Origin of the sequence: Catenuloplanes indicus, from assembly GCF_030813715.1 — a bacterium.
GTDB classification, from domain to species: Bacteria; Actinomycetota; Actinomycetes; order Mycobacteriales; family Micromonosporaceae; genus Catenuloplanes; species Catenuloplanes indicus.
The window spans coordinates 9,048,033-9,074,378 of sequence record NZ_JAUSUZ010000001.1; the positions used below are offsets into that span (position 1 = coordinate 9,048,033).

A 26,346-nucleotide genomic window follows, 5' to 3' on the forward strand; every position below is an offset into this window, starting at 1 on the left:
ATGGACCGGGTGATCACCGGTAACGCCCACGACCCGCACGCGGTGCTGGGTGCACATCCCGGTGCGGACGGGACCGTCGTCCGCGCGTTGCGACGGCATGCCACCGACGTCTCGGTCATCTCGCCCGACGGCACGAAATATCCGGCGAAGAAGGTGCACCCGGACGGCATCTTCGAGGCGGCGATCCCGGGCAGCGTGACCGATTACCGCCTCGACGTCGACGGCCAGGAACAGGACGACCCCTACCGCTACCCGCCCACGCTCGGCGAACTCGACCTGCACCTGATCGCGGAGGGCCGGCACGAGCGGCTGTGGACCGTCCTCGGCGCACAGACCGGCGAGCACGGCACCGCGTTCGCGGTCTGGGCGCCGAACGCGCAGGGAGTCCGGATCGTCGGCGACTTCACCGGCTGGGACGCGCACGACGGCTGGCCGATGCGCTCGATGGGCAGCACCGGCGTCTGGGAGATCTTCGTACCCGGCGTGCCCGAGGGCGCCCGCTACAAGTTCCGGATCCTCGGCGCGGACGGGCACTGGCGGGAGAAGGCCGACCCGCTGGCCCGGCACACGGAGGTCCCGCCGCGTACCGGCTCGGTGGTCTTCAGGAGCTCCTACGACTGGAACGACGACGCGTGGCTGGCGCGTCGGGCGCTCAGCAAGCCGCACCGCGAGCCCATGTCCGTCTACGAGGTCCACCTCGGCTCCTGGCGCCCCGGCCTCGGCTACCGCGAGCTCGCGGACGAGCTGGTCGGCTACCTCGTCGAGACGGGCTTCACGCACGTGGAGTTCATGCCGGTCGCGGAGCACCCGTTCGGCGGCTCCTGGGGCTACCAGGTCACCGGCTACTACGCGCCCACCTCCCGCTTCGGCAACCCGGACGACCTGCGGCTGCTCATCGACGAACTGCACCAGGCCGGCATCGGCGTCATCCTGGACTGGGTGCCCGCGCACTTCCCGCGCGACGAGTGGGCACTGGCCCGGTTCGACGGCACACCGCTCTACGAGCACGGCGACTGGCGGCGCGGCGAACACCCGGACTGGGGCACCTACGTCTTCGACTTCGGCCGCCGCGAGGTCCGCAACTTCCTGGTCGCGAACGCGCTCTACTGGTTCGAGGAGTTCCACGTCGACGGCCTGCGCGTCGACGCGGTCGCCAGCATGCTCTACCTCGACTACTCGCGGAACCCCGGCGAGTGGCTGCCCAACGAGTACGGCGGCAACCAGAACCTGGACGCGATCGGCTTCCTCCAGGAGGTCAACGCCACGGTCGGCAAGCAGTACCCCGGCACGCTCATGATCGCCGAGGAGTCGACCGCGTTCCCCGGCGTCACCGCGCCCACCGACCACGGCGGCCTCGGCTTCGGCTTCAAGTGGAACATGGGCTGGATGCACGACACGCTCACGTACATCGGCAAGGACCCGGTCCACCGCCAGTACCATCACCACCAGTTGACGTTCTCGCTGGTCTACGCGTGGTCGGAGAACTACGTGCTGCCGATCAGCCACGACGAGGTGGTGCACGGCAAGGGCTCGCTGGCCGGCAAGATGCCCGGCGACGACTGGCAGCGGATGGCCAACGCCCGCGCGCTGATGGCCTACATGTACGCCCACCCCGGCAAGAACCTGCTCTTCATGGGCGCGGAACTCGGCGACGACCGGGAATGGTCCGAGGAACGCGGCCTCGACTGGTACCTGCTCCACGACCCGCGCCGGGCCGGCCTCAAACGCCTGCTCACCGACCTCAACAAGGTCTACCGCGCGCAGGCACCGCTCTGGTCCCAGGACACCACGCCGGACGGCTTCCGCTGGATCGTCAACGACGACGTGCAGAACAACGCGGTAGCCTTCCTCCGCATCGCGCCGGACGGCAGCACACTGGCCTGCGTCGCCAACTTCTCCGGCGGCCCGCTCGACGACTACCGCATCGGCCTTCCCTACGCCGGCCGCTGGACCGAACTCGTCAACACCGACGCCCACGTCTACGGCGGGTCCGGTGTCGGCAACCTGGGCGGCATCTACACCGACGACATCCCCTGGCACGGCTACCCGGTCTCGGCCGCACTGCGCGTGCCGCCGCTGGGCGTGCTCTGGCTGACACCGGCATAGATCAAGACCATCCGCGGGTACGGGCGTCCGGGGTCCTCTGCCGAAGACGCTGCGCGGTCCGGGCGCGCGACGGCTCGGCGGCCGCGGCTTCTCGCCCCGGCCCCGGCCCCGGCCGCGGGTTCCGGCCCGTGGGGCGGCGCAAAAAATCAGGCGCTGTGCCCCGCATGAAGGGGCGGACTTCGTCGTCGGCGCGGTGGCGAGGTGGCCGTGATCGGGCGCCGCCGCCCGATATCTCACGATGAGGTGGCCGCCGTGGCTCCGCTGTGGTGTCAGCGGTGGAAGCGGGTGAAGTGGGCGGTGGCGTCGGTGGCGGTGCAGACGACGGCGTCGGTCTGCGTGCCGGCGGCGTCGAGGAGGATCAGGTAGCCGCCGCGGTTGCCGAGCTGGACGTCGGCGCCGTCCAGGCGGACCAGCGCGGACGCGCCCGGGCCGACGGTGCCGGTCAGCGTCGTGGCGCGGCCGTTGCGGTCGATGATGCGCCAGCCGTCCAGCGTGGCGGGGGCGCTCGCGAGGTCGCCGAGCACGAGCACCTCGCGGCCCTGGTTCGGGCCGGCCGGGTCGATCAGCGCGAGACCGTGCCGCCGCGGCCGCCGGGCCACCCTTGATCAGCTCGCGGATGAGGCGCGATGCGGCGTGGACTCGCCGTCCTCGCGCACCCACCGGTCCAGCGTGCCGCGTAGCACGCCGTACGCATCGATCATGATCTGCTCCTTCCGCGTACCCGTTGACATGTCGCCGCAGCTGACGGCGGCCGCCGGATCGACGACGGTGCGCGGGCCGGATTCTTGTCGTACCTGTGTTCTAAGGTCTGCGGCCATGGGACTCTTTGGAGAGTGGATGCGGGCCGCGCCCGCCGACCTGAAACCGTTGCGCGGTGACCTGACCGCGGTCCGCAAGTTCATCGCCGACGGCGAGGGGCCACGCTGCGGCCTTGAGGGTGACTGGGCCGGCATCGACTTCCTGCTGCGCCGCCGGGACTTCCCGGTCGACATCGTGTTCGGCGAGGAGCCGTTCGCGGCACCCTCCGCGGAGGACAAGGAGTGGGATTCCGACCCGCCCTGCTACCTCACGCCCGCCCAGGTGCGCACGGCCGCGGCCGCGCTGCGCGACCTGACCGTGGCGGAGCTCGTCCACGGCGTCACCGCGGCCGACCTGCGCCGCGCCGGGCTGTATCACCTGTACACCCCGGCCACGCTACCCACGCTCGCCGGTCGCCTGCCGGCCGTCCGTGACTACTTCACCCGCGCCGCGGCCTGCGGCGATGCCATCATCTGCTGGCTGTCGTGACCGCTGCCCGCCGCCTCGCCGGTGTCGTGCACCCACGCGCCCGCATTCGCGCCGGCCCGTGCCTCGGCGGCCCCGGTCCGCCGGGTGCCGGTGCCGGCCGTGCCCGCGGCCTGCCGAACTCGGGCCGCAGGGAAGCGGGCGGCCTGCTGATGATCGGTGTCCGCGGGTGCGGCCCGCCGCACGGCGGCGACGGGGAAGTCGGCGGCCTGCCGGTCACCGGCGTCCACGGCATGCCGCTTTTCGGCGGTACGGGAGTCCGCGGTGTTCCGGTCGCCGGCGGCACCTGAGTCCGCGGCCCCGCGCGGCCCGGTGGCCCGGTGGCTGTCGGCGGTAGATGGCTCTGTGGTCTGCCGCGCGCCGGCAGCCGGGTGCCCGGTCCGCGGTGCGCCGGGAGTAGGCGGGTCCCCGGGTTTCCGCGCGCCGGCCACCGGATGCGCGGTCGGTGCCGGGGTTGTGGGCCGTGTCCCGGTCTGCGGCACGGCTGGCGCCGGGACGGTGGCCTGTGGCACGGCTGGGGTCAGGTCCGCGGCCTTGGTTCCGCCCGGCGGCGTGGCCGGTGCCGGGTCCGTGGCCCGGGTGGCGGCCGCGCCGGACGGTGAGCGGCCGAACATGGAGTCGTGCAGCCAGGTCAGGTCGTCGTGGTCGGGGAAGCGTTCGTGGGCGGCCTTGAGCAGCGCGCGGACCTTGCCGGCGCGGCGGGCGCGGCGGAGGAGGCGTTCCAGGAGATCGCCGCCACGGATGTCGATCATGTTGATGCGAACGTCGGCGGCCAGGTCGAGGATGTCCTGGGCGGTGCGGCACGCGTCCGCGAGGCAGTCGTCGAGCACCACGACCCGCAGCTCCGGCGGCAGGTCACGGTGGTCGTCGGTGCGGTCCCGGCGCGGCTGCCGGCCGGACTCGTCTGGCGAGGGGATCATCGGTGCGGGTCCTTCCGAACGTCACCCGACGCATGCGCTGCCGGTGGACGCCCAACGAGCGTTACGCGGCACGGTAGCGGCCGTCCCGGACGCGTCCGTCGCGCGGGTGGCCCGATCACGCCACCGGTGTACGCGGAACGCGCGCGGTGACCGTTGCGGCGTGGCACCGTGCTCAGCCGCACACGCGACAGGGGCGACCGCACACCGCGTCGCCGCGGCATAGGTGGATCGTGGCACTGAACGGCCTCCGGGTCGTACCCCCGACTTCGGTCTATCGTGCGCATAGGCACGGCTGGTGACCGCACGAAAGACGGATTGTGAACAGCCCGCCGCCGGCCGCGGGCTTCACCGGGTCACGCCCGGTCGTCGATGTCGACGATCTCCTGACCGAGAGGCCAGAACGCCGCCGGTACCAGCTTGAAGTTCGCGATGCCGAACGGGATGCCGATGATGGTCACGCACTGCGCGATACCGGCGGTGATGTGGGTCAGCGCCAGCCACCAGCCCGCCACGATCACCCAGAGCACGTTCGCCACGCCGGAGGCCACGCCCGCGCCGGGCTTCGGGACGATCGTCCGGCCGAACGGCCACAGTGAGTAGACGGCCAGACGGAGCGAGGCCACGCCGAACGGGATCGTCACGATCAGTGCGAAGCAGATCAGTGCGGCGATGCCGTAGCCGATGGCGAGCAGGATGCCGCTGCCGAAGATCAGCCACAGGGCGTTGAGCAAAAAGCGGATCATGTGGTCGATTGTGGTACCCCGTGTCCACCGGCCGGCAACTCACCGAAGCAGGCCTCAGGAGCGATTCTGATTGTCATGTAACTGACATATCGCTGAGCGTGTACCGTCAAGCCGTCCGGAAAGACTTGCCGCTGTCATCGTTCGGCGCCGGGTGGCGCGTTCGCCACCCGCAGCGCGGGTGCGGCGCGCATCCGGCACGACCCCCGGGGGGCCCGTGCTCGTTCTGCTGGTGATTCACGCCGTTGTGGCCGCCGCCGCGCCGTGGCTGGTGCGCGCGATCGGTGGACGTGGTCTCTACCTGGTCGCGCTGGCGCCCGCGGGTGCCGCGCTCTGGGCCGCGACGCAGACCGGGCGCACCGCCGCCGAGACGATCGAGTGGATCCCGCAGCTCGGGCTGGAGCTGGCGTTCCGGCTGAACGCGCTGTCCTGGCTGCTGGTGCTGCTGGTCGGCGGCGTCGGCGCGCTGGTGCTGGCCTACTCCGCCCACTACTTCGGCGACCGTGCCGAGCAGGCGCGGCACGCGGGCCTGCTGGTCGCGTTCGCCGGTGCGATGCTCGGGCTGGTGCTCGCGGACGACCTGCTGCTGCTCTACGTGTTCTGGGAGCTGACCAGCGTCCTGTCGTACCTGCTGATCGCGAACGACCCGGGCCGGCGGGCCGCCCGCCGCGCGGCCATGCAGGCGCTACTGGTCACCACGCTCGGCGGTCTCGCCATGCTGGTCGGCATCGTCATGCTCGGCACCGGCACCGGCACGCACCGGTGGTCGCAGCTGGCGCAGGACCCGCCGGCCGGTGCATGGGGCACGGCCGCGGTCGTGCTGATCCTGGCCGGTGCGCTGGCGAAGTCCGCGATCCTGCCGTTCGGCGCGTGGCTGCCGGCCGCGATGGCCGCACCCACACCGGTCAGCGCGTACCTGCACGCGGCCGCGATGGTCAAGGCGGGCGTGTTCCTCGTCGCGCTGCTCGCGCCCGCGTTCGCCGGTGTGCTCGCCTGGCAGCTGCTCACGGTCGGCGCCGGCCTGGCCACGCTCCTGCTGGCCGGCCTCGCCGCACTACGCCAGCACGACCTGAAACTGCTGCTGGCCTACGGTACGGTCAGCCAGCTGGGCCTGCTGGTCGCCGTGCTGGGCGCCGGCACCCGCGCCGCCGCGCTGGCCGGCCTGACGCTGCTGCTCGCGCACGCGCTGTTCAAGTCCGCGCTGTTCCTCACGGTCGGCGCGGTCGATCACGCCACCGGCACCCGCGACCTGCGGGCGCTGTCCGGCCTCGGCAAGCGGCTGCCGGTGCTGGCGGTCGCGGCCACGCTCGCGGCCGCGTCCATGGCCGGTGTGCCGCCGCTGCTCGGCTTCCTCGGCAAGGAGGCGATGTTCGCCGCGTTCGCCACCGGCGAGCCCGCGGACACGCTCGCGCTGATCGCGATGGTCGCCGGCGCCTCTCTCACGGTCGCCTACAGCCTGCGCTTCCTCTGGGGCGCCTTCGGCACCAAGAACATCGGGACCACCACGACGACGGTCCACGCTCCCGGCCCCGGCCTGCTCGCCGCCCCGGTGCTGCTCGGCCTGGTCGGACTCGCGGGCGGCCTGGCCGCGCCGACCGTGGAGCGCGCACTCACCACGTACCCCCGGGGGCTTGCGGGGTTCGAGGTGCATCTGGCGCTCTGGCACGGGCTGAGCCTGCCGCTGGGACTGACCGTGCTGGCGATCGTGGCGGGCGCGGGGATCTTCCGGCTCACCCGCGATCGTACCCACGCGGAGGACCGGATCAGCGCCGGCGCCTGGGTCTACGAGCGGTCGCTGCGCGGCGTCGACCGGCTCTCCGTCGAGCTGACCGGCGCCACCCAGCGCGGTTCGCTGCCCGTGCACCTCGGCGTGATTCTGGTCGTGCTGGTGGTGATCGCCGGGACCGCGCTGGTGGCCGGCGCACCGTGGCCCACGGACTACCGCGTCTGGGACACGCCGTTGCAGGCGGTCGCCGGGGTCGCGATCGTCGCGGCCGCGATCGGCGCGGTCCGGGCGCAGCGGCGGCTGGCCGCGTTCGTGCTGGCCGGTGTCGCGGGCTACGCCGTGTCGGTACTGTTCATCCTGCACGGCGCGCCGGATCTGGCGCTCACCCAGGCGCTGGTCGAGACGGCCAGCATCGTGATGGCCGTGCTGGTGCTGCGCCGGCTGCCGGCGAAGTTCTCCGAGCGTCCGCTGCGCGTCTCCCGGCACTGGCGGGTCGTGCTCGGCGTGGCGGTCGGGCTGGCCGCGGCCGGGATGGCCTTCGTGGCCGGTGGCGGCCGGGTGGCCGCACCGATCTCGGCGGGCTTCCCGGAGCTGTCGGTCAGCTACGGCGGCGGCACGAACATCGTGAACGTGATCCTGGTCGACATCCGCGCCTGGGACACGATGGGTGAGATCTCGGTGCTGGTGGTGGCCGCGACCGGCGTCGCCAGCCTGATCTTCCAGCGCACGTCCGCGCTGCGCCGCCGTGCCGAGACGCCGGCGCCGAAACGGCCGCCGCTGACGGTGTGGACCGGCAAGGAGGACAGCGTGATCCTTCGGGTCGTCACCCGGCTTATCTTCCACACGATCGTGCTGTTCTCGGTGTACCTGCTGCTCTCCGGCCACAACGCGCCGGGCGGCGGGTTCGCCGGTGGGCTGGTCGCGGCGCTCGCGCTGACCGTGCGCTACCTGGCCGGCGGGCGCCGCGAGCTGAACCGGGCCGCGCCGGTCGACGCGGGCGCGGTGCTCGGCACCGGGCTGCTGATCGCGGTCGGCACCGGCGTGACCGCGATGTTCCTCGGCGGGCAGGTGCTGCAGACCGCGATCGTGGACATCCACGCACCGGTGCTCGGTGACCTGCACGTCGCCACGTCCACGATCTTCGACGTGGGTGTCTACCTGATCGTCATCGGGCTCGTGCTGGACATCCTGCGCAGCCTCGGTGCGGAGCCGCAGGAGCCGCGGGGGCCGCAGGAGTCACCGCTGGAAGAGGAATCAGATCAAGACGTTGCCCAGCAGCAAGATCAAGATCGGGAGAAGGTGACCGCGTGACCCCCAACCTCGTGTACATCGTGCTCGTCGGCGTGCTCTTCGCGGCCGGCGTGGTGCTGCTGCTGGAACGCAGCCTGACCCGCATCCTGGTCGGCGTCATCCTGCTCGGCCACGGCGCGAACGTGCTCATCCTGTCCGGCGGCACGGCCGGCGGCACGCCGATCGTCGGCACGGTCCCGGCGGAGGAGATGAGCGATCCGCTGCCGCAGGCCATGATCCTGACCGCCATCGTGATCACCCTGGCGGTGACCGCGTTCCTGCTCGCGCTCGCGTACCGCAGCCGGGACATCACCGGCCACGACGAGGTCCAGGACGACGCCGAGGACCGCCGGATCGTGGTGCTCGCCGAGCGCGACGACGTCCAGGTCGGCGACGACCAGGACCAGGACCAGGCCACCCCGGCGGTACGGGCATGACGTTCCTGGTACCGCTGCCGGTCGTCGTCCCGCTGCTCGGCGCGGCCGTCACGCTGCTGCTCACCCGGCGCCCGCGCGCCCAGCGGACGGTCAGCCTGACCGCGCTCTCCACCACGCTGATCGTGTCCCTCGCGCTGCTGGTGCTCGCCACGCAGGACGGCGCGCTCGCGGTCGCGGTCGGCGGCTGGGGGCCGCTCGGCATCGTGCTGGTCGCGGACCAGCTGGCCGCGCTGATGCTGGTGGTGTCGTCCGCGGTGACGCTGTGCGTGCTGATCTACTCGATCGGGCAGGGCATGGTCGACGGCGTGGAGGACACGCCGCTGTCCGTCTACCACCCCACGTACCTGATCCTCACCGCGGGCGTGACCAACGCGTTCCTGTCCGGGGACCTGTTCAACCTCTACGTCGGCTTCGAGATCCTGCTGGTCGCGTCGTACGTGCTGCTCACGCTGGGCAGCACGGAGAACCGGATCCGCGCGGGTACGACGTACGTGGTGGTCTCGCTGCTGTCGTCGTTGATCTTCCTGACCGCGCTCGGCCTGGTCTATGCGGCGACCGGCACGCTCAACATGGCGCAGCTGGTGACGCGCCTGGACGCGCTGCCGGACAACCTGCGCCTGGTGCTGCAGGGCATGCTGCTGCTCGCGTTCGGCATCAAGGCCGCGGTCTTCCCGCTGTCCTCCTGGCTGCCGGACAGCTACCCGACCGCGCCCGCGCCGGTCACCGCGGTCTTCGCCGGGCTGCTCACCAAGGTCGGCGTGTACGCGATCATCCGGACCGAGACGCTGCTGTTCCCGGAGGGGCGGGTGGCGGACCTGCTGCTGGTCGTGGCGCTGCTGACCATGGTGGTCGGCATCCTCGGCGCGGTCGCGCAGTCGGACATCAAGCGCCTGCTGTCCTTCACGCTGATCAGTCACATCGGCTACCTGCTGCTCGGCATCGGGCTGGCCACACCGGCCGGCCTGTCCGCGTCGATCTTCTACACCGCGCACCACATCGTCGTGCAGACCACGTTGTTCCTGGTCGCGGGCCTGATCGAGATGCGTGGCGGCTCGACCGCGCTGGACCGGCTGGGCGGGCTCGCCCGGCTGTCGCCGATCCTCGGCCTGCTGTTCCTGGTACCGGCGCTGAACCTGGCCGGCATCCCGCCGTTCTCCGGCTTCCTCGGCAAGGTCGGGCTGTTCCAGGCCGCGGCCGGCGTGGGCGGGTGGCTGGCCTGGGCCCTGGTCGCCGGCGGCGCGATCACCAGCCTGCTGACGCTGTACGCGGTCGCGCGCGTGTGGAACCTGGCGTTCTGGCGTAACCCGAACCCGGCGATGCCCGGCGTCGCGCCGGACGAGGTGAACCCGGTCGACCGCGTGCCCGCGGTCACGCTGTCCGTCACCGGCCGGTCGGTACCGGTCTCCGCGGGCGACGAACGTGGCGCGTACGCCGCGGGGCGTACGGTCGCGCCGCGGTCGTCCGCCGTACCGCTGGATGATCGTGATGCGGCGGACGAGTCCGCGGTGCGCCTGCCCGGGATGATGGTCGGCCCGACGATCGCGCTGGTCGCGCTCGGCACGGCGCTGACCGTGGCGGCCGGGCCGCTGTTCAGCATCGCGGCCACGTCCGCGGCAGACCTGATCGGACGCGACGCGTACGTGCGGACCGTCGCCGACCTGCCGGAGGTGGGGGAGTGAGGCGTGCGACGCTGCTCGAACGCGCGGTGGCCGTGGCCGGCATGGTGGCGGTCTGGCTGCTGCTATGGGGCAACGCCGGCCCGTTCACGATCCTCGGCGGCGTGGTGGTCGCGATCCTGGCGCTGACGATGTTCCCGCTGCCGTCCGTGCCGTTCGGCGGCCGGATCAGCGTGGCCGGGATCGTGCTGTTCGCCGCCTGCTTCCTGCGCGACCTGCTGCTGGCCAGTGTGCAGGTCGCGTGGCTGGCGATCCGGCCCGGCCGGGTGCCGGCCAGCGCGATCATCGCGGTGCCGCTGCGGGCCGGGACCGACCTGCACATCACGCTGACCGCGGCCGCGCTGTCCCTGATCCCCGGCAGCCTGATCGTGGAGGCCGACCGGGCCCGGGCGATCCTGTACGTGCACGTCATCGGCGTGTCCACCGCGGAGGACGTGGAGCGGGCGCGCGCGGCCGTGATCCGCCTGGAGACGCGGATCCTGCACGCCACGGGCGTGCCGCGGACGACCGGCGCGGGCGAGCCGGCCGTGCCTGCTCCGGCCGGTGCCACGGCCGTCCATGTTGACGACATGAGTCATGTTGACGGTGCGCCGTCAACTCATGCTGCCGGTGCGCTGGCAACTCAGGGTGCCGGCGCGTCGGCACGTGCCGACGGCGCGTCGGTACACCGTGACGACGCGACCGGTCGCGTCGGCGGCCGGCCCGGTTCCGGTGCGGCCCGGGCGACCCCGGGTGAGAAGGCGGGCCGGCGTTTCGGCGCCGGGCGCGACGTCCAGGCGCGGCGGGTGACCCCGGCCGCCGAACCGGTGATCGACACCGAGGTCCGCACCGACGAGGAGGAGCGCGCATGACCGTCTCCGGCGTGATCCTGACCCTGCTGCTCTGCGCGGCCGCCGGGCTGACGCTCTACCGGATCCTGCGCGGGCCGGCCGTGCTCGACCGGGTGATCGCGACCGACGTGCTGCTCGCGGTCGTGGTGGCCGCGATCGCCGCGGAGGCCGCGCTCAGCCGGGACGCGACCGCGCTGCCGGTGCTGGTGGTGCTGTCCATCCTCGGCTTCGTCGGCTCGGTCAGCGTGGCCCGCCTCGGCTCGTCCACCGCCGAGCCGGACACCGCCGCGTCCGCCGCGGCCGCGCAGTCCGACACCGATCCGGCCGCGCTGAACGTCCCGGCCCACGGAGGCCGGTCATGATCGACGTCATCGCGGTCGTCCTGATGATCGGCGGCGCGCTGCTCTGCCTCGCCGCCGGTATCGCGCTGCTCCGCTTCCCCGACCTGCTCAGCCGCATGCACGCCACCGCGAAACCCCAGGTCCTCGGCCTGCTGCTGATCCTGATCGGCTGCGGCCTGCGGTTGCGCGACCCGGTCGACGTGACCACGCTGGTGCTCGTCGCCGTGTTCCAGCTGGCCACCGCGCCGGTCGCCGCGCACATGGTGGCCCGCTCCGCCTACCGCACCAACCGTTTCCGCGCAGACCTGCTCGTCGTGGACGAACTCGCCCCCGCCATCGACACACCCCAGCAGTGACCGGTGCGGAAGGGGCAACGGCCCGGCCCGGGCCGGTTCCGCACCACCGGCCCGGGTGCCCGGCACGCTCCCCAGCGGGTGTGCCGGGCGCCCGGGCTGTTTGAATCGGGCGCATGAGCGACCGCATCTGGATCACCACCGTGCCTCCGCTGGAACCGGCGCACCCCAGCGTGCTGATCGGCATCGACACCGCGGGCCACCCGGCCGAGCGCCGGGTGGCGGCACTGCTGGACCGCGGTCACGAGGACGACGACGGCGCTCTCTACCTGCTGCCCGACGACCTCGAGGCGACCTACGCCCAGAACGGCCCGGCCCTGACCGTCCGCCTCACCACGCTCGACGCGGGCGCCGACGCGGGCGCCGACGCGGGCGCCGACGCGGGCGCGGGCCGCGTGGACGGCCGGATCGTGGTGCTGGAGCGCACCGTCGAGTCCACGTTCCTGGACGGGATCGACCCGGACGAACGCCCGCCGGTCCTGCTCATCGCAGCGCCCGGCCCGGCCGGCCGTGACGATCTGCTGACCTTCGTGGCGCGCGGCGAGGCCGCCATCGCGGTGGTTCCCACGGACGACTGACGCCGGCCGCGCGGTGCGGGCGCGCGGGCGCCCGCACCGCGTACCCCCGGAAGGGGTGTCAGGGTGTGGTCAGGAAGTCCAGTGTGACCTGCGCGAACAGCGGCGAGTCGACCAGGTTGTAGTGGGTCAGGCCGGGCAGGATCGCCAGCGCGTGGCCGCCCTTCGGGCGGCCGGAGCCGTCCCAGCCGCCGTCCCGGACGCCGCCGTCGAGCAGCGCGAAGACCTCGGCGAAGTGGCTGACCGGGCACATGTCGGCGTCCGCCGCCACGATCAGCGTGGGCACCTGGAGACCGCGGACCTCCTCGGTGAAGTCGTAGTCGACCGCCATCGACTCGCCGATCTTGTCGAGCAGGCGCGGGAAGTCCTCCGGGCGCGGCGCGACGCGCTGGTACAGCTCGTACATCGGTGTGTCCTTCATGAACTCCACCGCGGCGCCGGTCACCTGGCCCTGCTGGGCGAGGATCTCCGGGTCGGTGGCGTCCCGGCGGATGCCGGCCGACGCGGCGACCAGACGGCCGACCTTGCCCGGGTGCCGGATCGCGAGTTGCAGCGCGACGCCGCCGCCGAGCGAGTAGCCGGCCACGTCCGGCCGGTCCAGCCCGAGGTGGTCGATGAGCGCGGCGATGTCGTCCGCCATCGTGCGGACGTCGATCGGCCGGTCGATGTCCGCGGTCCGGCCGTGGCCCTGCAGGTCCGGCAGGATGACACGGTGCCGCGCGGTCAGCGCCGGCAGGATCGCCCCGAACATCTCGCCGCTGCCGAGACCGCCGTGCAACAGGACCAGCGGGCTGCCCTCGCCGATCTCCTCGAAGTACAGGTTGATGCCGTTGACCTCGGCGTACGTCATGTGATGCCTCCTCGTGAACGCTGTCTACACGTCTAGGACCGGGCGGATGCCGCAGACTCATCGGCCCGCGGATAGATTTCTCGTTCATGACCGACGTGGTGACCGAGCTGGAGGCCTACCGGCCCGAGCTGACCGGGTACTGCTACCGCATGCTGGGCTCCGCGTTCGAGGCCGACGACGCCGTGCAGGACACGATGGTCCGGGCCTGGCGCGGCTTCGACCGCTTCGAGGGACGGTCAGCGGTGCGATCGTGGCTCTACCGGATCGCCACGAACGTGTGCCTGAGCATGCTCACCGGCGCGCAGCGGCGCGTCCGCCCGATGGACCTCGGGCCGGCCGGCTCCGGGCACGCCACGTCACCGGGCGCTCCGCTCGCGGACGCCACCTGGCTCGGCCCGATCCCGGACGACCCGGCCGTGGTCGTCGCCGGGCGGGAGACCGTGCGGCTCGCGTTCGTCGCCGCGCTCCAGCACCTGCCGCCCCGCCAGCGCGCCGTGCTGATCCTGCGCGAGGTGCTGGCCTGGTCCGCCGCCGAGGTCGCCGACCTGCTCGACATGACCGTCGCCGGCGTCAACAGCGCGCTCCAGCGCGCCCGCGCCACGCTGGCCGGCACCACGCCCGGCGACGTCCGCACGGTCACCGACACCGCGCAGAACGCGCTGCTCGACCGCTACGTGCGCGCGTTCGAGGCGTACGACATGGACGCGCTCACCGCGTTGCTGCACGAGGACGCGACGCTGTCCATGCCCCCGGTTCCGCTCTGGCTGCGCGGCCCGGCCGACATCCGCGCCTGGATGACCGGCACCGGCGCCGGGTGCCGCGGCTCCCGCCTCGTCCCGATCACGATCAACGGCCTTCCCGGGTACGCCCAGTACCGTACGACCGGCCCGTGGTCGCTCATCGCCCTGGAGATCACTGACGGCCGGATCGCCGCGGTCACGAACTTCCTCGACGTCGCGCGCCTGTTCCCCCGCTTCGGCCTGCCGATGACCGGGCCGGCCGGCTCCGGCGTGCCGTCCGTGAGCTGACGTCGGGAACGGAGACTCCGCGATGCTCCGGTCCGGCGTCGCCTGACGCACCGGCTGACCGCGGCATTGCGCGACGGCCGGCCGCGGCGTTGTGCATTAGCCGGTGCTGCGTGCGGGTCAGGCGTGGGTGAGCATGAAGGCGAGGAGGAAGCCCGCGCAGGTGACGATGCCGACCAGCGGGCCGGAGTATTTGACCGCGACCGGGACCATCGTGTCGGCCAGCATGGTGAGGATCGCGCCGGCCGCGAAGGCCTGCACCACCGCGATCGTGGCCGCGCCCGCGCCGCCGAGCAGCGCGTAACCGAGCGCGGCCGCCACGGCGGAGACGACGGCGACGCCGGCCCACAGGCCGAGGATCCAGCGCACGGACCGCCCGGACGCGCGCAGCCCGACCGCGGCGGACAGCGACTCCGGCACGTTGGACAGGAACACGCCGGCGACCACCGCGGTGCTGACCGCGCCGCCGCCGAGCAGCGAGACACCGATCGCGGCCGATTCCGGGATGCCGTCCAGCATCGCGCCGAGGACCAGCGCGAGCGCGGCGCCGCCGGCGTTCGCGGCCGGATGTTTGCGCCTGTCGCCGCCGCGCCGGTCGACGATCGCGTCCCCGGCGAAGAACGTGATCGCGCCGGCCAGGATGCCGATGCCGACCGGCACCGCACCCGCCTCGAGGAACGCCTCCTCGACCAGGTCGAACGAGACGGTGGAGATCAGCACACCGGCGCCGAACGCCATCACCACGCCGACCACCCGGTCCGGCACCGGCCGGACCATGCCGAGCACCGCGCCGACCAGCAGCGCGAACCCGCCGACGAAACCCCAGAACGCCGCTTCCAGCATCGGGCCGATGTTAGTCCGCCGCGGGTGGGTCCGCCCGTCGAGCGCCGGCGCGGTTCGTGCCCAGCGGGTCAGCGGACGGCGAAGACGGTCTGGTCGTCGCCCGGCTTCAGATCCGGGACGGGGGCGCCGCCGAGCGCCCGCCGGTAGGCCACGACCGTCCCCTGCGGCGCGGACCCGCCGTCGCGGCGGACCACGAGCAGCAGGCTGCGCTCCTCGCCGGGACCGAGGTCGGCGAGTCGGCACTGCACCGGGAACCCGCCGTCCGGCGTCTCCACGGCCGCTGTCGCGCCGGGCGTGGCGACGGCCGCGCCCGGAACCGCCGGTGCGCCGGGCGTCGCTTCCGGTGCCCCGGAGGACAGCGGAACCGATCGGCCGGCCGCGGTCGGCACCGCCCACGGCGCGGTCGTGCGGACCTCCAGGCACGCGTCCCATCCCTGGACGCGGGCGCTCAGCGGGCCGCCCGGGTCGAGCGTCAGCCAGACGTCGTCCGCCACGACCGGCCCGCGATTGCCCACGGTGAGCGAGATCGTGCCCGCACCGTCCGCGTCGTAGGTGAGGTTCCCACTCCGTACCCACAGATCGGCTCTTGATCTTCCGGACGGGTTCGCCAGCGGCGTGAACGTCGGCAGCGAGCCGGTGAACTGGCCGTTCCCGGTGTACCAGAAATCCGCGTCCTGGTGGCGGGTCCACTCCACGGGCTGATCCGCGTACGGCTGGAGGTCACCGAACGTCACGGTGATCGCGCCGCCCTCCGCCACCCGGACCGCGGTCAGCCACTGCACGGTCGTCCCGGTCGTCACCGTCACCACGCCGATCGGCACCACGTCCGCCCCGAGCCGGGTGAACGCGACCGCGGCCTCCGGCCCCGCCGACTCCTTCAGCACGCACCGCAGCACGACCACGGCGTCCGCCGCCCCGTCACCGTCCACGTCACCGTGCGCGACCGAGGTGGCCCAGACCGCCCCCACGGCCGGCTCCTCCGCGGCCGTGACACCGCTGGACGGGCACGTCCAGCCGGCCGGCACCTGCGGCAGCGCGAAGTCCCGCAGCTCGTCCACGGTGATCGGCCCGGACCTCGGCGCCGGCGTGGCCGGGACCGGGCTGGCTGGCACGTCCACGCCGGCCGGCACCACGCCCTCCGGCTCGGCCCGCGGCCCGTCCGGCAGCATGCCCGCGTAGACGATCGCGGGCGACGCTATCAACGCGGCCGTGAGCAGCACCGCCGCCACCATCCCGGTCTGCCGCCCCGCCCGCCGGCGCCGCGGCCGCCGCCCGACGGTGAGGACCTGCGTGTCCAGGTTGTGGTAGACCACGCCCAGACCGCTGTCCCGCTCATCCTCCCGCTGCGCCATCCCCCGACTCTGCCAGCCCGAGGTTGCGACCCGGCCACACCCACCCGGGAATGTCACGAGAACAACACCTTCGGCGAATCACGTACCGGCGACCGGCGGCGCACCAATAGTCCCGCTCGGCGACGGCGAGCGAGGTTCCACCGTCCTCCGCAATCGCGGCGGCCCGGTGGGGACGCGGCGATCGTTACCCCGGAAGAGCTGGACGTCCGCGGTCACCGTCGACGACCTGGTCCGCCACCTCACCGACGACGGCGTCCGGCTCGACCTGCGCTGATCAGGGTGCGGCGGCGGATCGTCAGCCGACCGGGACCGGGGCCTGGCGGGCGCGTTCGTGGTCGGTGTGTTCGGAGACCAGGGGGCCGACGTCCAGGATGAGGGCCACGTCGCCGTTGCCGAGGATGGTGGAGCCGCTGACGCCCTTCAGGTTGGCGAAGAGCGGGCCCAGTGGCTTGATGACGGTCTGGAACTCGCCCATCAGCGCGTCCACCACCAGGCCGGTGCGCTGGCCGGACTGTTCGACCACCACCACGTTCTGGCGGCGTGCCGGGGTGCCGGGGATGCCGAAGATCTGGCGCAGCCGGATGAACGGCAGCACCTCGCCGCGCAGGTTCATGCAGTCCCGGCCCTGCGGGCCCGGTGGCAGCTCCACGCACTCGGTGACCCGGTCCAGCGGCACGATGAACGACGACGGGCCGACGCCGACCAGGAAGCCGTCGATGATGGCGAGGGTCAGCGGCAGCCGGATGCGGATCGTGGCGCCGTGGCCGCGGACCGATTCCACCTCGATGCTGCCGCGCAGCGCGGCCACGTTGCGGCGGACCACGTCCATGCCGACGCCGCGGCCGGACAGGTTGGACACCGTCTCCGCGGTGGAGAAGCCGGGCTCGAAGATCAGGTCGTAGACCTCGGCGTCGGTCAGCGTGGCGGTGGCCGGGACCAGGCCGCGGTCGACGGCCTTGGCGAGGATCCGGTCGCGGTCCAGGCCGCGGCCGTCGTCGGCGACCTCGATGACGATGTTGCCGGCGTCGTGGTAGGCGTGCAGCCGCAGCGAGCCGTCCGCGGGCTTGCCGCAGCGGACCCGTTCGGCCGGGGGTTCGATGCCGTGGTCGAGCGAGTTGCGGACCAGGTGCAGCAGCGGGTCGCTGATCCGCTCGACCAGCGCCTTGTCCATCTCGGCGTCGCCGCCGGTGATCGTCAGCTGCACCTGTTTGCCGAGGTCGACGCAGACGTCGCGGACCACGCGTTCGAAGCGGCGCAGCGTCATGCCGATCGGGACCATGCGCAGCGACAGCGCGCTGTGCCGGACCTCGTCGATCAGCCGGGTGACCTCACCCTGCGCCTCGGCGCCGGCGGCGAGCATGGTGGTGCTGGCCTGCGCGATGACCAGCTCGCCGACCAGGTCGATGAGCCGGTCGAGGCGTCCGGCGTCGATCCGGATCGTCTGGGTGTCGCCGGAGCGGCTGTCCGCGACCTTGCGCTGGCGGCTGAGCGCGGCCTCGACCACGGCCGGGTCCGCGAGGCCCTCCTCGATCAGCACCTGGCCGATGGGTACGGACAGCGAGCGCTCACGCTGGATGCGCAGCGCGGTGTCGATCTCGGTCGGGGTGACCGCGCCGCTCTCCAGCAGCACGTCGCCGAGCCGGTCCCGCTGCGGCATCGCCTCGATGTAGTCCACGTAGGACGCGGCGGCGAGCGGCGTGATCCGGATGTCGCTGTCCTCGCGGACGAACTCGAAGACCGACTCGATCTCCGGCTTGGGCGCGTCGGTGAGCAGGTCGATCTCGAACGCGAGGTAGCTGGTCTCCGGGTCCATGTCGGCCGCTTCCGGCAGCGCGGAGTCGTCGATCGTGACCCGGTCGAGCGTGCCCAGCGTGCCGAGGTAGCGCACGAAGGACAGCGGGTCCATGCCGTTGCGCAGGCAATCCGGCCCGAACCGCAGGCTCAGCCGCCAGCCGCGCGCGCCGGGACCGGCCGGCGCGGCGGCGTCGTCCGGTGCGGGAGCGGCGGCGGCGAACGACCCCGGCAGGAACGGCGTCAGCCGGGCCAGCAGCGCCGACCCGGCGGTCTCCTCCTCCGGCGTGGCCGACAGCCGGCCGGCCGCGACCCCCTCGATCACCCCGGCGATGTGGTCCGCGCACGGCAGCAGCGCGCTGATCAGCTCCGGCGTGACCCGCACCTCGCCCTCGCGTACGTGCCCCAGCAGCGTCTCCACCACGTGCGTGAAGCTGACCAGGTGCGACAGGCCGAACAGGCCGGCCGAGCCCTTGAGCGTGTGCGCGGACCGGAACACCGCGTTCACGGTCTCCGCCGCGTCCGGGTCCGCCTCCAGCCCGAGCAGGCCCTCCTCCAGCGACTCCAGCAGCTCGCGGGCCTCGGTGATGAAGATGTCCAGCGCTTCCGTCGCGTCATCGTCGGTGAAACTCACGACATCGCCTCCAGAGCGGGGTCCAGGTGCACGATCGCCAGCGCCTCGCGTACCGCCGGGCTCGCGTCCCGGAACTCGACCGTCGACCCGATCCGGGCCGCCTCGCGCCGGGTCAGCAGCAGGATCTGCAGCCCGGCCGTGTCGATCTCGGTGACGTCCGCCAGCCGTACCCGCAGCACGCTCTTCTCCTCCAGCGCGGCGAGCAGCCGCGGCGCCTGCTCGGCCGCCGCGTGAATGGTCAGCTCACCGGCCAGCTCCACGGTGCTCATGCCGCCTCCTCCGCTGCGCTCCCCCGGCGACATTCGTCCGGCACTGAGCTGGCGAATTCGCTCGCAAGCTCGCTCATGGCGCGATCAGCTTGCTGACGGCCGCGAGCATCTGCTCGGGCTGGAACGGTTTCGTCACCCACGCCTTCGCGCCCGCGGCCTGCGCCTGGCGTTTCTTGTCCTCCTGCGACTCGGTGGTCAGCATGATGATCGGCGTGAACTTGTACGCGGGCAGCTTCTTCGCCTCGGTCACGAACGTGATGCCGTCCATGTTCGGCATGTTCACATCGGAGATGATCAGGTGGACGCGGCGGCCGTCCAGCTTCGCCAGCGCGTCCTTGCCGTCCGTGCCGACCAGCACGTCGTAGCCCGCGCCCTTGAGCGCGATGCTGACCACCTGCCGCACCGACGCGGAGTCGTCGACCACGAGAATGGTCTTCCCCATCTCATCCCCCTAGAAGAACGTGATCTCCGAGTCGCGGACCTGCGCGCCGCTGCCGGAGCGATGCGCGTCCACCTCCTCGGCCATGGTGTAGCTGGCCTCCATCTCGCCGAGGACCGCGTCCGGGTCGATCGGCGGCGCGTCCGTGCGCGCGCGTTCGCCTGCCTCCTCGACCACGGCCGGCAGCCGGTCGATGCTGGCCTGCAGGTGTTCCAGCACCTGGCAGACCCGGTCCTGGAACTGGAGGTTGACCAGGGAGGCGCTGATGTCGCCGCGGATGCCGGTGGCGGCACGGGACAGCGTGGCGGACGAGTCGCGGAACCCGGCGACCACGCCCTGCAGGTCGTCGAGCACGGCCTGGACCTCCGCGTTCGCGCCGGCGACCGCCTCGTCCTCGCGCTCCGCGGTCTCCTCCGCGTGGCTGAGCAGCGTCCTGATCGTCGACTCGACGTGACCGACCTTGGAGGCCATCCGTTCGCTGGTGCCGGCGGACCGGTCGGCGAGCTGCCGCACCTCGTCCGCGACCACGCCGAACGCGGCACCGGCCCGGCCGATCCGGGCCGCCTCGATCGACGCGTTCAGCGCCAGCAGGTTCGTCTGCGCCGCGATCGCGGTGACCTCGCCGGACATCTGGCGTAGCTCGTCGTTGAACGCGAGCAGCGTGCGCAGCTCCGCGACGGTCGCGCGCTTGGAGGAGAGCGCGTCGTCGAGCGTGCCGACCACGCCGCCGAGCCGTTCCCGGCTGCGGTCGAACGTGCCGCCCTGGCCCTCGTCGAGCACGCCGGTGGACGACTCGAGCACGGTGTCCAGGTTCTCCACGATCTCGGCGAACCGTTCGGTGAGCGTGCCGACCGCGGTCTCCATCTGCGTCCGCGACGACGTGATCTGCGCGGACCAGACCGGCGCCAGCGAGCCGGCGAGCCGGCTGATGCTGTGCAGGTGCGGATCCTCGGCCCGGGACGGTGCGAGGGTGGTGGGCCCGCGCCGCCGCCCGAGACCGAAACCGGCCGCACCGCCCACGGCCACGCCCAGCAGAACCCAGAGCATCTCAGCCATACCGGTGGATCACCTCCGCGATGGATCCGAGCGGCGCCTCCCGGTCGACGGCGCCGAGCGTGACAGCCTCGTGCGGCATACCGTGCACCACGCACGTCGCCTCGTCCTGCGCGACCGTGAACGCACCGGCCTGGCGCATCTCCAGCAGGCCGCGGGCGCCGTCGTCGCCCATGCCCGTCATGATCACGCCGAGCGCCGCGTTGCCGGCCGCCCGCGCGACGGACCGGAACAGTACGTCGACCGAGGGCCGGTGCCGGTTGACCGGCGGCGCGTCGAACACGCGCACCCGGTAGCCACTGCCCATCTTGATCAACTCCATGTGCCGCCCGCCCGGCGCGACCAGCACGGTCCCGGACAGCACCTCGTCGCCGTCCGCGGCCTCGCGCACGTGCACCCGGCACATCGAGTCCAGCCGCCGCGCGAACGCGGCCGTGAACCGCTCCGGCATGTGCTGCACGATGACCACGCCGGGCACCGACCGCGGCAGCGCGGGCAGCACCACCTCCAGCGCCTTCGTCCCGCCGGTCGACGTCCCGATGGCCACGACTCGCTCCGCGCTGACGACCGCTTTATTGCCTTTGTGTGCGGACAGGTCGGGCAGGGCGCTCTCGTCCGGCGCGGCCTGCGGTGACCCGAGCCGCGCGGTCGGGGCCGGCTGCGGCACGAGGCGCGTGGCCGACGCCGGCGTGAGCGGAGCGGGCGACGGAGCCGAGGGCGGCGCGAGTGGCGTGGCCGGCGGGCCGAGGTGCGGCCTGAACCGCGGGGCCGAGGGCGGCGCAAGTCGCGTGGCCGGCTGCGGAAAGGGTCGCGCGAGTCGCGTGGTGGGTGCGGCCGGGTGCGGCCGGAGCGCCGCGCGCTCCGCGCCGGACGGCGCGAGAGCCAGATCCAGGACATGCGGCGGTACGGATGCCCGTCCCGGCTGCGCACAGAGTGCCGCGGAGCGCACCGCCGCCACGATGTCGCCGGACTGCGACTCCACGAACTGTTTCAGCCCGGTGACCGGCCGTGGGATCACCGCCACCGCACCGGCCGCGAGCGCCTGGACCCCGGTCTCGGCGCCGCGTGCGGTCAGCGCGGAGCAGACGACGACCGGCGTCGGCCGTACCGCCATGATCTTCTTGAGGAACGTCAGCCCGTCCATCCGGGGCATCTCCAGGTCCAGCACCACCACGTCCGGCCATTCCCGGTTCATGTGGGCCATCGCGAAGACCGGGTCGGCGACCGCACCGATCACCTCGATCCCGGGGCTGGCCGCGAGCCGCGCGGTCAGCACCTGCCGCACCACCGCGGAGTCGTCCACGATCAGCACGCCGATGCCGCCGCCCGGAGTCATGACGCCTGCCGGGACGTCGCGTGCAGCTCGACCTCGCCGGTGGCGACGTCGAACGAGAGCCGGCGCGCGCCACGCCCGCCGAGGTGTGTCTCGGCGAGGCGGAACCCGTGCCGGTCGAGCAGCGCGAGCCCGGCCTCGATGTTGTCCCGCGCGACGTCCGGCGCGCGGCCGCGGCGCTGCGCGGGTGGGAACTGGTTGCCGCCGCCGAACATCCGGGCCACGTACTCCGACGGGCGGGTGCCGTGCCGGCCGACCTCGCGCAGGAACATCTGTACCGCATGGTCGGCGTACCGTCCGTCGAGCTGCCCGGCCCGGCCGGGCAGCCGTCGCGTGGGCAGCATGTAATGGCACATCCCGCCGACCCGCCGCCGCGGGTGCCAGAGCGTGATCGACACGCACGACCCCAGCAGCGTGTGGATGCGGGTGTCGGCGTCGCCGAAGCAGAACTCGCCCGGGTTCAGCACCACCTCCATGAGGCTAGCCACGCTGCTGCCCGGGGATCCGGTAAATCGACGGTTCCACCATGACCAGCTTCGACGGGATCGAGTTCAGCGACTCGGACCGGCCGACGATCAGGTGCCCGCCGGGCTGCAGCATCTCCTGCAGGCGGGCGATCAGCCGCCGCTTCGTCTCCGGGTCGAAATAGATCATGACGTTGCGCAGCATGATCACGTCGAACCGGCCGAGGTGCCCGAGGTTCTCCATCAGGTTGTGCCGGTGGAAGCTGACCCGCTGGCGCAGCGGGCGGGCGACCGCCATGCTGCCGTCGTACTCGTCCCGGCCGCGCAGGCAGTATTTACGCAGCATCTGGTGCGGGATCTTGTCGGCCGCGGTGAGCGGGTAGATGCCGAGCTGCGCACCCTCGACCACGCGGGTGGAGATGTCCGTGCCGACGATCTCCCACCGCTGGTCCGGCAGCGCCTCGGACAGCACCATGGCCGCGGTGTACGCCTCCTCGCCGGTGGAGCTGGCCGCGCTCCACAGCCGGAACGGCCGGGCCCGGTCGCGCTCCGGCAGCACCGTGTCCCGGATGAACTCGAAGTGCTGCTGCTCGCGGAAGAAGAACGTCTCGTTCGTGGTGAGCAGGTTGATCAGTTGACGCACTTCCGGGCCGTTGTCCGCCTGGCCGCGCAGGTAGCGTACGTACTCGCCGTAGCCGTTCAGGCCGAGCGCGCGCAGCCGCTTGTCCAGGCGGCCGGTGACCAGCGCCTCCTTGCCGGGCGTCATCCGGATGCCGGTCTCGCGGTAGAGCAGGCCGGTGATGTAGGCGAACTCGTCCGGGCCGATGGGCCGGCTGGTGAGCGACTGCTGCATCAGACTCCTTCGTCGGATGGTTCGTCGGGGTCGGGCTCGATGGCACGGCCACGCGCGCGGGCCGCTTCGCCCAGGCTGACCATGTCACTGATCGACAGAACGTTGCCGACATCCAGCAGAATCAGGAAGTCTCCGTCGCGGCGTGCCATGCCGCTGATGTAGTCGGCCCGGATCCCGGAGCCGAAGCTGGGCGCCGGTTCGATGTCGTCCTCGCCCAGCGCCACCACCTTGTTGACGGAGTCGACCAGGATGCCGATGTCCTGACCGCCGTCGCCGTCGGTGCCGCCCGGGCCGGGTTCCAGGCCGGTCTCGTCGATGTGCACGATGATGATGCTGGTCCGGCGCCGGACCGTGGTGGTGCCGCGGTCGAAGCGGATGGCCAGGTCGATCACCGGCACCGCGCGGCCGCGCAGGTTGATCACTCCGCGGATGAACGGCGGCATCATCGGCACCACCGTGAGGTTCCGGTACTCGAGGATCTCCAGCACGTGGAAGATGTCCAGCGCGTACGCCTCGTCGTTGAGCGTGAACGTCAGATAGCGGCCGGACCCGGCCCGGGTCGCCGGCATGGTGGACACGTCGCTCACCGCCGCTCCTCTCGATCTGTGGTGCGAGAACCAGCTCATCCGATCATGTCGTCGCCGCCTAAGACACCGATATGAGCTTTTGTCGGATAAAGGCGGATGTTGCTGCCTACGCTGGGACTCCGAGGCGAAGATCAACCGAGGAGCCCCCTCATGGCGAACACGTCCCACGCGCGGCCACCGTCCACCGGTTTCGGGTTGAAGAACCTGTCGGTCGCCTGGAAACTGCGTTGGCTCGCGCTGATCAGCGGCCTGCTGCTGCTGGTGGTGGGGGTGGTCGGCATCGTGCAACTGGCCAGCGCCCAGGACCGCCTGTCGACCATGTACGACGTGCATCTGCACAACACCAGGTCGCTCGACCAGGTGGCGATCGCCTACCGCGACGTCCGGATCTCCACCCGGGTACTGGGCATGGCGCAGACCGCGGAGGAGAACGAGACCGCGACTGTCCGGGTGAACGACACCCTGGCGGCGTTGACGGCTGCCTGGTCCCAGGTCGACGGCCGGGACGTGGCCGGCGCCGACGCCGACCGCGACCGGATCGACGCGGACTTCGTCGCCTACCAGGCGGTGGTGCGGGACGAACTGATCCCGGCCGGCGCCAGGAACAACTACGCGCAGTTCAACCAGATCGTGGACGACAAGGTCGCGCCGATCACCAACTCGATCGACGAGGCGCTCACCCGCATGCTCGACGCGGAGAACATGGCCGCGAAGTCCTCCACCGAGGCCTCCGCCACCGCCTACGAGACCGCGCGGATCGTGCTGATCGGCCTGATCGTGTTCGCGCTGATCTTCATGCTCGTCATGGTCCAGCTGATCACCCGGTCGATCTCCCGCCCGCTGGAGCGTACGGTCGCGGTGCTGTCCGGGCTCGCGGCCGGCCGGCTCGACCAGCGCCTCGAGGTGGACAGCCGGGACGAGGTCGGCCGGATGGGCGTGGCGCTCAACAGCGCGCTGGACCGGCTGTCCGAGACCGTGAGCACCGTGATCGACTCGTCCGCGCAGATCAACAACGCGGCCAGCCAGATCAGCGGCGCGTCGCAGAGCCTCTCCCAGGCCGCGACCGAGCAGGCGTCCAGCATCGAGGAGACCACGTCCAGCCTCGAGCAGATGACCGCCGGCATCGCGCAGAACAGCGACAACGCGCGCGCGACCGAGGAGATGGCCGCGCAGGCGCGCGCGGAGGCGCTGGAGGGCGGCGAGGCGGTGCAGAAGACCGTGGACGCGATGAAGGAGATCACCAGCAAGATCGGGATCATCGACGACATCGCGTTCCAGACCAACATGCTCGCGCTGAACGCCACCATCGAGGCCGCGCGCGCCGGTGAGCACGGCAAGGGCTTCGCCGTGGTCGCCACCGAGGTCGGCAAGCTGGCCGAGCGCAGCCAGGTCGCGGCGCAGGAGATCAGCGAGCTGGCGTCCGGCAGCGTGCAGACCGCGGAGCGGGCCGGTTCGCTGCTCAACACCATCATCCCGAGCATCATCCGCACGTCCGACCTGGTGCAGGAGATCGCGGCGGCCAGCGGCGAGCAGTCCACCGGCGTACGCCAGATCAACATCGCGATGAACCAGATCGGCAAGGTCACCGAGCAGACCGCGTCGTCCAGCGAGCAGCTGGCCGCGACCGCGGAGGAGATGTCCGCGCAGACCACGCAGCTGCAGACGATGATGGACTTCTTCCAGGTCGGTGCGCCGGTGCGGCGGGCCCGCACGGACTACGCCGGCGCCGACTACGCCGGGCGCGAGCACGCGGGCCGGATGGGCGGCAACGGCACCGGCTACTACTCCGCACAGGGCGCGTCGGTCGCCGGCGGCCCGTCCTACTCGCGGCGCGACCAGGACTCGTTCGCGCCGGAGATCGAGGCCAAGTTCGACCGATTCTAAGATCAGGATTCTTCGGGGGTACGGCGTTCACGCCGTACCCCCGAAGTTTTTGGATCTTGCTGGTGGGAGCGCTGAGCACCAGTAGCTTTCGGGGTGGCCCGCCATGATCCACGTGGCGGGCGACGCCTGTGACATGGGGGAAAAGACATGCAGAAGGCACGGATCGGCGGCCTCGCGACGGCCGCCGTCATGGCACTCACCGGCGGCGCGTTAGCGGCACCGACGGCGGCACGGGCCGCCGAGGCCGCCTACTTCGGCGTACGGACCCACGGCAGCTATCACGACCTGGTCCTCAAGCTGACCGACCCGGAGAAGATCGCGAAGGCGCGCGCGATCCTCTCCGGCGAGGAGAAGAACACCACGCACCTGCTCGGCCGGATCAAGAAGACCCCGGCGGACTACAACCCGCACTACAGCTTCCACGTCGACCCGGACACCGTCTCGTTCTTCGAGGTTGCGATCGAGGTCTGTGACGCCACGCTGCCGTACGTCGAGGACCACCTGGACGAGGTCGGTGGCGCGTTCCTGCCCGGCGCGTACTTCTGCCCGTGGAGCTCGCAGCTGACCGGGGAAATCAAGGTCTGATCCGCCGTACGGCGCTCGACCGGACGCCGCCCCCGGGTGGCGTCCAGTCGGCGTCCAGCGCGCGTCCCGTACCCCCGCATAGCTTCTGCGAGTCACTCGAACTGGG

General features: G+C 72.1%; 26 protein-coding genes. 12 read left to right on the forward strand and 14 right to left on the reverse strand.

Annotation, left to right across the window (positions count from 1 at the left end):
• Positions 1 to 2,106, forward strand: a complete 2,106-nt coding sequence (gene glgB / locus J2S42_RS40570; RefSeq protein ID WP_307249305.1) for a 1,4-alpha-glucan branching protein GlgB — start codon at positions 1 to 3, stop codon at positions 2,104 to 2,106.
• Between the two features lie 269 nt (positions 2,107 to 2,375).
• On the opposite strand, the gene J2S42_RS40575 is transcribed toward glgB, so the two are convergent.
• Positions 2,376 to 2,705, reverse strand: coding sequence for a lamin tail domain-containing protein (locus J2S42_RS40575; RefSeq protein ID WP_307248227.1), 330 nt, complete (start codon positions 2,703 to 2,705; stop codon positions 2,376 to 2,378).
• 217 nt (positions 2,706 to 2,922) lie between these two features.
• On the opposite strand from J2S42_RS40575, the gene J2S42_RS40580 reads away from it, so the two are divergent.
• On the forward strand, positions 2,923 to 3,393 hold the full coding sequence (locus tag J2S42_RS40580; RefSeq protein WP_307248229.1) for a DUF1877 family protein: 471 nt from the start codon (positions 2,923 to 2,925) through the stop codon (positions 3,391 to 3,393).
• Here the strand turns inward: J2S42_RS40580 and J2S42_RS40585 are convergent.
• Together J2S42_RS40585 and J2S42_RS40590 are read right to left on the reverse strand one after the other, a co-directional pair.
• On the reverse strand, positions 3,339 to 4,310 hold the full coding sequence (locus tag J2S42_RS40585; protein WP_307248230.1) for a serine/threonine-protein kinase: 972 nt from the start codon (positions 4,308 to 4,310) through the stop codon (positions 3,339 to 3,341). The two genes, J2S42_RS40580 and J2S42_RS40585, sit on opposite strands and share 55 nt — an antisense overlap.
• Before the next feature lie 353 nt (positions 4,311 to 4,663).
• Entirely contained in the window at positions 4,664 to 5,053 is a 390-nt protein-coding gene (locus J2S42_RS40590) for a YccF domain-containing protein (protein WP_307248232.1), read from the reverse strand.
• A 229-nt stretch (positions 5,054 to 5,282) separates the two neighbouring features.
• On the opposite strand from J2S42_RS40590, the gene J2S42_RS40595 reads away from it, so the two are divergent.
• The 7 genes from J2S42_RS40595 (at position 5,283) to J2S42_RS40625 (ending at position 12,281) form a co-directional block, all read left to right on the forward strand.
• The gene (locus tag J2S42_RS40595; protein ID WP_307248234.1) at positions 5,283 to 8,087 is read left to right on the forward strand and encodes a Na+/H+ antiporter subunit A; all 2,805 of its coding nucleotides are present in this window, start codon (positions 5,283 to 5,285) and stop codon (positions 8,085 to 8,087) included.
• A complete protein-coding gene (locus tag J2S42_RS40600) occupies positions 8,084 to 8,503 on the forward strand; it encodes a Na(+)/H(+) antiporter subunit C (RefSeq protein WP_307248235.1) in 420 nt (139 codons plus the stop codon). The genes J2S42_RS40595 and J2S42_RS40600 overlap by 4 nt, the downstream gene beginning before the upstream one ends.
• On the forward strand, positions 8,500 to 10,182 hold the full coding sequence (locus tag J2S42_RS40605) for a Na+/H+ antiporter subunit D (protein WP_307248237.1): 1,683 nt from the start codon (positions 8,500 to 8,502) through the stop codon (positions 10,180 to 10,182). The genes J2S42_RS40600 and J2S42_RS40605 overlap by 4 nt, the downstream gene beginning before the upstream one ends.
• Positions 10,179 to 11,030 carry a Na+/H+ antiporter subunit E gene (locus J2S42_RS40610; RefSeq protein ID WP_307248239.1) on the forward strand — a complete coding sequence of 284 codons (852 nt, stop codon included), beginning with the start codon at positions 10,179 to 10,181 and terminating at the stop codon, positions 11,028 to 11,030. The genes J2S42_RS40605 and J2S42_RS40610 overlap by 4 nt, the downstream gene beginning before the upstream one ends.
• Positions 11,027 to 11,371 (forward strand): MrpF/PhaF family protein, encoded by a 345-nt coding sequence (locus J2S42_RS40615; protein WP_307248241.1) that lies wholly within the window; start codon positions 11,027 to 11,029, stop codon positions 11,369 to 11,371. Before J2S42_RS40610 ends, J2S42_RS40615 begins: the two co-directional genes overlap by 4 nt.
• Positions 11,368 to 11,706 carry a monovalent cation/H(+) antiporter subunit G gene (mnhG, locus tag J2S42_RS40620; RefSeq protein ID WP_307248243.1) on the forward strand — a complete coding sequence of 113 codons (339 nt, stop codon included), beginning with the start codon at positions 11,368 to 11,370 and terminating at the stop codon, positions 11,704 to 11,706. Before J2S42_RS40615 ends, mnhG begins: the two co-directional genes overlap by 4 nt.
• 113 nt (positions 11,707 to 11,819) lie before the next feature.
• Positions 11,820 to 12,281, forward strand: a complete 462-nt coding sequence (locus J2S42_RS40625; RefSeq protein ID WP_307248244.1) for a hypothetical protein — start codon at positions 11,820 to 11,822, stop codon at positions 12,279 to 12,281.
• A 58-nt stretch (positions 12,282 to 12,339) separates the two neighbouring features.
• Here the strand turns inward: J2S42_RS40625 and J2S42_RS40630 are convergent, their stop codons facing one another.
• Positions 12,340 to 13,128, reverse strand: a complete 789-nt coding sequence (locus J2S42_RS40630; protein WP_307248246.1) for an alpha/beta fold hydrolase — start codon at positions 13,126 to 13,128, stop codon at positions 12,340 to 12,342.
• A gap of 86 nt (positions 13,129 to 13,214) precedes the next feature.
• Here J2S42_RS40630 and J2S42_RS40635 point away from each other — a divergent pair, with 86 nt between their 5' ends.
• A complete protein-coding gene (locus J2S42_RS40635; protein ID WP_307248248.1) occupies positions 13,215 to 14,156 on the forward strand; it encodes a sigma-70 family RNA polymerase sigma factor in 942 nt (313 codons plus the stop codon).
• A 117-nt stretch (positions 14,157 to 14,273) separates the two neighbouring features.
• Here the strand turns inward: J2S42_RS40635 and J2S42_RS40640 are convergent, their stop codons facing one another.
• From J2S42_RS40640 to J2S42_RS40685, 10 genes are all read right to left on the reverse strand, one after another.
• Entirely contained in the window at positions 14,274 to 14,996 is a 723-nt protein-coding gene (locus J2S42_RS40640; RefSeq protein ID WP_307248250.1) for a ZIP family metal transporter, read from the reverse strand.
• 68 nt (positions 14,997 to 15,064) lie between these two features.
• Positions 15,065 to 16,348: a hypothetical protein gene (locus J2S42_RS40645; protein ID WP_307248252.1), complete on the reverse strand. Its 1,284-nt coding sequence runs from the start codon at positions 16,346 to 16,348 to the stop codon at positions 15,065 to 15,067.
• 295 nt (positions 16,349 to 16,643) lie between these two features.
• Positions 16,644 to 18,773: a chemotaxis protein CheA gene (locus J2S42_RS40650; RefSeq protein ID WP_307248253.1), complete on the reverse strand. Its 2,130-nt coding sequence runs from the start codon at positions 18,771 to 18,773 to the stop codon at positions 16,644 to 16,646.
• Positions 18,770 to 19,042, reverse strand: coding sequence for an STAS domain-containing protein (locus tag J2S42_RS40655; protein WP_307248255.1), 273 nt, complete (start codon positions 19,040 to 19,042; stop codon positions 18,770 to 18,772). The genes J2S42_RS40650 and J2S42_RS40655 overlap by 4 nt, the downstream gene beginning before the upstream one ends.
• Positions 19,043 to 19,115: 73 nt before the next feature.
• Entirely contained in the window at positions 19,116 to 19,484 is a 369-nt protein-coding gene (locus J2S42_RS40660) for a response regulator (RefSeq protein ID WP_307248257.1), read from the reverse strand.
• A 9-nt stretch (positions 19,485 to 19,493) separates the two neighbouring features.
• Complete coding sequence (locus J2S42_RS40665; RefSeq protein WP_307248258.1) at positions 19,494 to 20,537, reverse strand: methyl-accepting chemotaxis protein; 1,044 nt, start codon at positions 20,535 to 20,537, stop codon at positions 19,494 to 19,496.
• Positions 20,530 to 21,870, reverse strand: a complete 1,341-nt coding sequence (locus J2S42_RS40670) for a protein-glutamate methylesterase/protein-glutamine glutaminase (protein WP_307248261.1) — start codon at positions 21,868 to 21,870, stop codon at positions 20,530 to 20,532. The genes J2S42_RS40665 and J2S42_RS40670 overlap by 8 nt, the downstream gene beginning before the upstream one ends.
• A complete protein-coding gene (locus tag J2S42_RS40675) occupies positions 21,867 to 22,355 on the reverse strand; it encodes a chemotaxis protein CheD (RefSeq protein ID WP_307248263.1) in 489 nt (162 codons plus the stop codon). Before J2S42_RS40675 ends, J2S42_RS40670 begins: the two co-directional genes overlap by 4 nt.
• Positions 22,348 to 23,184 (reverse strand): CheR family methyltransferase, encoded by an 837-nt coding sequence (locus J2S42_RS40680; RefSeq protein ID WP_307248265.1) that lies wholly within the window; start codon positions 23,182 to 23,184, stop codon positions 22,348 to 22,350. Before J2S42_RS40680 ends, J2S42_RS40675 begins: the two co-directional genes overlap by 8 nt.
• Positions 23,184 to 23,771: a chemotaxis protein CheW gene (locus J2S42_RS40685; RefSeq protein WP_307248267.1), complete on the reverse strand. Its 588-nt coding sequence runs from the start codon at positions 23,769 to 23,771 to the stop codon at positions 23,184 to 23,186. The genes J2S42_RS40680 and J2S42_RS40685 overlap by 1 nt, the downstream gene beginning before the upstream one ends.
• A 150-nt stretch (positions 23,772 to 23,921) precedes the next feature.
• On the opposite strand from J2S42_RS40685, the gene J2S42_RS40690 reads away from it, so the two are divergent.
• Entirely contained in the window at positions 23,922 to 25,655 is a 1,734-nt protein-coding gene (locus J2S42_RS40690; RefSeq protein WP_307248269.1) for a methyl-accepting chemotaxis protein, read from the forward strand.
• A gap of 147 nt (positions 25,656 to 25,802) precedes the next feature.
• On the forward strand, positions 25,803 to 26,240 hold the full coding sequence (locus J2S42_RS40695; RefSeq protein ID WP_307248271.1) for a BP74-related protein: 438 nt from the start codon (positions 25,803 to 25,805) through the stop codon (positions 26,238 to 26,240).
• The last annotated feature ends 106 nt before the right edge of the window (positions 26,241 to 26,346 follow it).